General features: G+C 38.3%; 2 protein-coding genes and 2 pseudogenes. All 4 read right to left on the reverse strand.

Annotation, left to right across the window (positions count from 1 at the left end; all coding sequences use genetic code 11):
* Nucleotides 1–155 (reverse strand): annotated as a pseudogene (locus tag HZR21_RS11215) (IS6 family transposase); the annotation flags it as partial.
* Between the two features lie 215 nt (nt 156–370).
* Nucleotides 371–1,780, reverse strand: coding sequence for a chitinase (locus tag HZR21_RS11220; RefSeq protein ID WP_310592580.1), 1,410 nt, complete (start codon nt 1,778–1,780; stop codon nt 371–373).
* A gap of 173 nt (nt 1,781–1,953) precedes the next feature.
* Complete coding sequence (locus HZR21_RS11225; protein WP_180747683.1) at nt 1,954–4,215, reverse strand: glycosyltransferase family 2 protein; 2,262 nt, start codon at nt 4,213–4,215, stop codon at nt 1,954–1,956.
* A gap of 153 nt (nt 4,216–4,368) precedes the next feature.
* A pseudogene (locus HZR21_RS11230) lies at nt 4,369–4,551 on the reverse strand (IS6 family transposase); the annotation flags it as partial.

The raw sequence follows: 4,551 nt of genomic DNA on the forward strand, positions 1-4,551 counted from the left end.
TGCACCCAACGATAAATCGTAGTATGACAAACATTTATTCCACGATCATATAACAATTCCTGAACTTCACGATAGCTTAGATTGTAACGCAGGTAGTAACCAACAGCGACAATAATGACGTCTTTTTTGAATTGTTTGCCTTTAAAATGATTCATTACTCTGTCCTCTCTGTCTTTTTTCTCAATTTTACACTAAAATAGATTTTTTGGAAAACTTTGCAACAGAACCAACAGAAATAATCCGATTCTCCATTTTAATCTGTTAGATAACTATTATTTATAAACCTAATAAAAAATCACTGATTAGAATTCAGTGATTTTTATAATTATTATATTTTGACTCACCCTACTAAAATGAGATCCTAGTTTTTTTATTTTTTCAATACTTCCATTATCTCACTTTCAGTCATTGGTCGCCAAGGAGAGTCGTTAGGATTAATAATAGCTTTTTCTGGCGTTTCATCTTGATTCCACCATTTTGCAACATAGCCATTACTTCCCACCATCACGCGGTCTCCGGCCTTATAAACCTTTTCATTTCCCCATGATTCATAAGTCCCATCTTTAAGGACTGGTATACTAACCGGCTTTTCACCTTTTAACACAGGACCTAGCAACACCCATGGATTAGCATCCGAGTTTGTCAATGGCACATTCGGCTCATCTCCTCTTGTCCACCATTTTGCTTGGTAGACATTATGCTGCCAAACCACTTTTGTCTCGGCTAGATAAGTTTTATCTTTCGACCAAATCTGATAAGGTGATGTTTTAGGATGATCAATCAAATCTTCTTCTGTTACGTCTGACACTGTTTCTTTCGTCGTATTGGCTAACAGATTACCCTCAAAACCAACCTTCAATATCTTGGAGAAGGCTTGATCTTCTTGCTCAACACCACTATAAAAATTGGATACGACATTTGTGTGCACACTACTTGTGGTAGAGGCTCTATCTCGATTAGCGGACCAGATGGACAAACGACCCAAGCCACTTTTTTGCGCAAACTGATTCAGTGTCTTGGCATCAGCTAATGTAAAAATTTCATTTGATAGATCGTTTTGACCGATCATAGGTGTTGCACCAATTTTAGCCCAGACTGCTTTGTCGCTCAAAAATATTTTTTTATCCTGGTAGATTTTTTTGAGCTGTGCATGTAACTTTTTCAAGGCCTGAATGGCATTTTTACCCATCGAAAGATCAGGCTTGCGTGTCTCCCCAAAATTCATGGTCATCCCGTTGACACCAGCCAATTCGACGTCTTCATCTAGCAATATTTTGACCGCATTTACCCCATCAGATGTTAACCCATCTGTACTGACTGGCAAGGTCATCCAGACAGCTAATGGCTTGGATGCCTTTTTTCTTTTTTTCTGTAACTCTGCGATTGCTTGTGCGCGAACTTTACCTGCTGCAACATCTGTCAGGCCTTCGTTCTCTAAATCTAGATCAATTGTATTGACCGCATACCGCACAACAACTGATTCATAAGCAGACATCAACGCTTTAGGAGCTGTATATTTTTGGGCTAATTCATGATTAATGAGGCCACCAAAGGAAATCACCACATCACCATTATTTTGACGAACTCTTGCGATACGACGTTCTAAGTCAAGTGACGTTTCAGCTTCATCTAATGAATAAGCGTTCCCCCAACTCGGGGAGTTATCTTTATCCGATGCGACAACAAAAGACAAGACGAAATTTCCCTCCACATCTTCAAAATCAAATTGAGGCATGAGGATGGCATCCACATAAGAGGCAAACCAGGGTTTTTCTTTCACCTTTTCCTTTCCAACACTTTTAGATACTATATGACCAATATTAAAATAGAGTAAACCTGCTACGGTAATTATCCCTAATAAAATGAATAATCGCAGAAATGATATTTTCGTTTTCATACTATCCTTTCAGTCTGCTCATGATTTTCTTCAAGCCTATTCAACAGATCCGACAATCAGTGTTCTTTATGGTGCTCGATTTCCACACGAAGTGACAGCTTTTCTTCTTTTTCACCATAATATAGGATTGAACGCCAATCCATCTCATCACTTTGTTCTATTGCATTTTCTATCTTCTTACTTTTTTCTTCAACCAAAATCCAGTTCAAGAAATTATTTAGAATATCTTTGACCATATTCATCAGTCCGATATAGGCTATCGTTGCCCATAAAGCGGTAACCGTATTAAATCCCGCAAAGAGTGCATTGGCCCAGTTACCATCCTGATAGGATTTCAAACAAGTGAACATGGAGTAAACAATAATTGCAATTGGAGAAAAGACATACCAACCATGGACAGAGGTTCTATTGTCAACTTTGGGTGTTCTAGCAAAGGGGATTTTTTTATCCGTTAACCCTTGCTGGATCGACTTCATGACACCCGCCAGGTTAACGGGTAGTAAGAGCAAGTTAAAACCATAGATACCGAAAACATCTATTCGCCTATAGCGTAAATATTTCAAGTCACTCGACATTGCGATAAAATAAGGGATTGCAGAAAGGAGAATAAAGATACTCAGTAGCTTTGAGTCAAAGGGATAGACTAACAAAAAGAGTAGACCAAAACTTGCCCAAGCCACAGAACACATATAATTCACTCGGATCAAAAATCCTAAACGCCTCATCGGCCTACCTTCTCGTTTCAGCTGTTTTCTAGCTGCTAACAATTTCGGTAAAATCAACAAGCCACCATTGGCCCAACGTCCCCTCTGAATCACTAAAGACCCAAAATCAGGTGGTGTTGCGCTATAACTCAATCTTTCTGGATAATTATATAAACGCCACTCTTTCCGACGTAAGTCAATACTTGACTCCGTATCTTCAATAACCGTCCGATCTTGTATAAAACGTCGAAACATAAAGCCGTGAATTTCATCAACTTCAGCAATGTCTTCTAAAGCACGCTTGCGAATAACGGCATTAGCACCTACCCAAAAAGTCGCATCAAAATGCGTACTTCCTTGATGCAGTAAATGTTGGATATCTGTCGTCGAGCCCGTAATTCTTTCGATTCGCGTTGGCGAACCACGAAAAGAAGAATAAGGTGTCTGGGTCACCGCTATTTTCTCATTTTGTTTTTGATCCATTAAATAAACCAGTCGTAAACAATATTCCATCAGCAAAATGGAATCCGCATCAAGCGTTAAGATATACTCACTGTCTGGTACTTCTAAATCAAAAGATTCATGTTCTTGAACAGGTAATAAAACTTTATTCTTTGCTATTTTTTCAATTTTATACTTCCCACCCATTAAATTAATGTAGGAATTCAAATTCATCGCCTTATTGGCTTCATGAGAAAGTGATAGATATTCTTTACGTTGAAAATAGCTGATGTTAAAAGTAAAAACCCAAACCAACCGACTATATAATTGATGGAGTCGTTCATCACTGATTATCACATTTTCTGAAATTGATTTGTCAATGGCACTTGATATCAAATACAAATTATCAGCCAAATCTTTAATCACTTTATCGACAAAAAAATGATCAACGTGATCAGCCACTTTTTCAGAATTTGCAAAAGCCAGCAGCCAGTCAGCAGCCCACTTATATTCCTGCACCACTTTTTGAGTTGCTTCAAAAGCATCGTCAGTTTTAGACTGCTTTTTGTGCTTTGTCTTATTTTCAAACGCAAGCAATGACTGCTTAAACCGATGACTTGGTTCTTCGAAGCGTTTGCCAATGTCTAAGACAGCCGCCTTCGTTCTTTCTAACTTGTCGATCGCATCTTGCTGACTAGGTCTGGGTTTATCATCAAGCAACAAGACGATATTAATATCTGGGTATTCTTGAAGCGCAGCCGAAAGTAAGGTTTGACGAATCACTTTAATCTCTTCATCATAGGAAGGCACAAGCACCGTCATTTTAGGCTGTCTTTTCGAAAAATGGGTGTCAATATTTTGACGAGGCACCCTCGTATGTTGCGCAAACCTTTTCAAAGCCCCTTCTCTTTCAATTAAATACATCAGGGCAGAAAAATCAAGTAAGGTAACAATTACGATATATAAACACGTTTCAATAGCAGATCTGAAATTCGGTATATGCACAATCATCTGATTATAAATCGTTGACGAAACATAACATACCCAAAAAATAAGCGTAATCACGATAAAAATACGATTGATACTCAACTTCCGATCGTTTTCTCTTGTATGTCTAGCAGGCAGAGCAAACGAATCTTTTTCTGTCCCAAATTGTCTTTTTCTAACTGTCATTGGCAGAACCCCCATAAAAAAATGCAATATTGCAATCAAATATTGTAACATTTATCAGCAAACGGCAACATTCAATCAGTGCACTCAAATGACCAACATGGTTCTGTTGCAAAGTTTGAAAATCAAACGCGCCCGCTCTGAACTCCAAATATCTTAGGCTGTTATTCCCATTAATACCTTGATTTCAGTACACATAGAAAGGCCGAAGAGCGTTCCATTTGTTCGGTTCTTTTTATATATTCCTCGAATGGTCTCCATGCCCTTAATCGTGGAAGAGGCTGTACGGAGACTTTGATAAAATTTATTTCGTCCTTTAATAGGCCAATGGTATTGTTC

It is taken from the genome of Pseudolactococcus laudensis, from assembly GCF_013449735.1.
GTDB classification, from domain to species: Bacteria; Bacillota; Bacilli; order Lactobacillales; family Streptococcaceae; genus Pseudolactococcus; species Pseudolactococcus laudensis.